General features: G+C 67.2%; 2 protein-coding genes. Both read right to left on the bottom strand.

The features are described from left to right. Nucleotides 1–36: 36 nt before the first annotated feature. The gene (locus ACFWFI_RS42205; protein ID WP_387401182.1) at nucleotides 37–1146 is read right to left on the bottom strand and encodes a sugar ABC transporter substrate-binding protein; all 1110 of its coding nucleotides are present in this window, start codon (nucleotides 1144–1146) and stop codon (nucleotides 37–39) included. Nucleotides 1147–1265: 119 nt separating this feature from the next. Beyond that, nucleotides 1266–2465 (bottom strand): ROK family transcriptional regulator, encoded by a 1200-nt coding sequence (locus tag ACFWFI_RS42200; protein ID WP_387401180.1) that lies wholly within the window; start codon nucleotides 2463–2465, stop codon nucleotides 1266–1268. Between the last annotated feature and the right edge of the window lie 441 nt (nucleotides 2466–2906).

Here is a 2906-nt window from a genome sequence, read left to right as displayed (position 1 = left end):
GGCCGGGCCTCTGAGGGCCGGCCGGGCGACTGGGACCTACTTCAGGCCCGCGGAGGTGCAGGCGGCCGCGTACTTGGCCGAGCAGATCTCGTCGAGCGTGTAGATGCCGTCCTTGATGACGGTGTCCTTGATGTTGTCCTTGGTCAGCGAGACGACCGGGACGAGGACCGTCGGAATGGCCTTGGTGCCGGCATTGTCGATCTTGGACGTGGCGATGGTGTCGAGCTTCTCGCCCTTGGCGAGCGCGACGGCCATCTCCGCGGCGACGATGCCCTCCTGCGGGTAGGGCTTGTAGACGCTCATGAACTGCTCACCGGTGACGATGCGCTGCACACCGGCGAGTTCGGCGTCCTGGCCGGTGACCGGCGGGAGCTTGGAGAGACCGGCCGACTTGAGGGCCTGGATGATGCCGCCCGCCATGCCGTCGTTGGCGGAGTAGACGCCGGCGATCTTGTCCTTGCCGAGCGCCGTGATCGCGCCCTCCATGTTGGAGTTGGCGTTCTCCGGCTTCCACTCCTTGGTGTCGTACTCCTTGCCGTACGTGACCTTGCCGTCGAGGACCGACTTGGCGCCCTGCTTGAAGAGCTTGGCGTTCGGGTCGGTGATCGAGCCGTTCATCATCACGATGGTGGGCTTGGCGGCGGTGCCCAGGGCCTCCAGCAGGGCCTTGCCCTGCACGCGGCCGACCTCTTCGTTGTCGAAGGAGGTGTAGGCGTCGATCGGGCCCTCGGCGAGGCGGTCGAAGGCGACGACGGGGATGCCCGCGTCCTTGGCCTTCTTGACGCTGTTCTCGATGGCCTTGGCGTCGACGGCGTCGATGATGAGCGCGTCGACCTTGTTCGTGATCATGGTGTCGACCTGCTGCGACTGCAGCGTGGCGTCCTGCCGGGCGTTGGAGTAGACGACCTCCGCCTTACCGCCCGTGAGCTCGCTGACCTTCTTTTCGATGATCGGCTTGTCGAACTTCTCGTAACGGGCCGTGACGTTCTCGGGGAGGAGCAGACCGATCTTGAGATCGTCGCCCTTCTTACCCGAGTCGGTGGTGGCCTTGTCGCCCGACTCCTTGGCACTCCCGCAAGCAGCGAGCGAGACGGCCATGGTGGTGGCGGCAACGGCAACGGCGGCACGACGCATACGCGTGTTCATTTCGAACCTCCCTGACGAGGCCGCGACGTTGCGGCCGAGGTGGCTGGAAGTCAACTCGGCCGCGACGTCAGCGTCAAGGAGTAAATCCTTAACGAGATGACAACGGTGCCATTCGTTATCTAAGTGAAGGCAGGAGTCGCGGCAGGGAGGGTGCTCTCCAAAAGGGTTGAATCCCCCATCTCGCTGAGCACGAGGGCCAGAGCACCCAGAACCTCGGCCCGCGCCCCGAGCGCTCCGGGCAGCACGGAGAGCTGCCGGGCGGCGCTGGGAATGGCATACCGCGAGACCGAGTCACGGATGGGTGCCAGCACCAACTCCCCCGCCTCCGCGAGGGATCCGCCGAGCACGACCCGGCTCGGGTTGAGCAGGTTGCACAGGTTCGCCACGCCGCTGCCGATGTGGCGGCCGACGTCCCCGATGACCCGGCGGCAGCCCGGATCCCCTTCGCGGGCCAGCTGGACCATCCGCTCCATGGTGAGATCGGGCCCGTGGCTGGGCTTCAGGAGTGGCAGGACGTACCGGGCGGCGGTGAAGGTCTCCAGGCAGCCACGGTTCCCGCAGCGGCAGACGGGGCCCGACTCGTCGAGGGTGATGTGGCCGATCTCGCCGGCCGTACCGCCAGGCCCCCGGTAGATGGTCCCGTCGATCACCAGACCGGCGCCCACACCGCTTGCGACCTTGATGTACGCGAGGTCCCTGACCCCCCTGCCACTGCCCCAGACGAGCTCCCCGAGCGCCCCGAGGTTGGCATCGTTGTCCACGTACACGGGCACACCGAGGCGTCCGGCGAGCTCCTGGCTGGGGTTGATGCCCGTCCAGCCCGGCAGGATCGAGGTGGAGCCCAGCGTGCCGGACTCGACGTCGATCGGGCCCGGTACACCGAGGCCGACGCCGATCACCTTCCCGGGGCTGATCCCCGTGGTCTCGATCAGGCGGTTGACCAGCTGTTCCGCCCGCCCGAAGCCCTGCGCCGACGAGGCGTCCACATCGAGCGGCTCGGACTCCTCGGCCAGCACCTGGTGAGCCAGGTTCCCGATGGCCACCCGAAGGTGCGTATGCCCGAAATCCACCCCTATGACAATGCCCGCGTCTCCGCTCAGGGAGACGCTCCTGGCGCGACGCCCCCCGGCCGAGGTGGGGGTCACCTCGACCGTCCCGCCGTCCTTCAGTTCACGAACGATGTTGGAGACGGTGGCTGCGGAGAGGCCGGTGCTCCTGGCGATCTCGGCCTGGGTCAGGGACCCTGCCATCCTTACGGCACGTACGACCCGCTCAAGGTTGGCCCGATGCAGAGATGTCTGCGACCCCGGAGTCTCCATCGACTCTCTCACTCCTGCCGTTTTCTCTAACATGTGAACTCTAAGATGAGCGTTTTGGGGTGCCCCCCGTCAAGACCTTGAGCAGTCGGAGCCTCCGATGAGCATCGGGCCTCCACATCCGGACAGCGACGAAAGCCCAGGAAACGACGTGAACCGCCCACCGGCCGGGGCCAGTAGGCGGTTCTCGGCCCAGCGGGCCTGTTCGATTCTGGTGACTGGTGTTGCCCGGATGAAGGCACCGGCCGGGTACCGCGCGTCACCGATCCGGGCCGGGACCCACTGCCGAGGCCTCTCACGGGGCCTGGGCGAGGGCCCGTACCGGCGCCACGCGGCCCGACGGTCTTGCCGTCGGGGTGGCGCAGCTTCACCATCACGTTCTTCAACGTGTCGGCGGCGGTCACCGTGCGGTCGAGGACCTTCGCCTCGTTGGCCCAGTCGACC

It is taken from the genome of Streptomyces sp. NPDC060209 (genome assembly GCF_042728155.1).
Classification (GTDB): domain Bacteria; phylum Actinomycetota; class Actinomycetes; order Streptomycetales; family Streptomycetaceae; genus Streptomyces.
The sequence above is the reverse complement of the archived record's forward strand: the minus strand, read 5'-3'. Positions and strand labels throughout refer to the sequence as shown.

Excerpts from the sequence above, each read along its gene's own strand:
- ACFWFI_RS42205 (WP_387401182.1), bottom strand. The coding sequence starts at position 1,146 with ATGAACACGCGTATGCGTCGTGCCGCCGTTGCCGTTGCCGCCACCACC.
- ACFWFI_RS42200 (WP_387401180.1), bottom strand. The coding sequence starts at position 2,465 with ATGGAGACTCCGGGGTCGCAGACATCTCTGCATCGGGCCAACCTTGAG.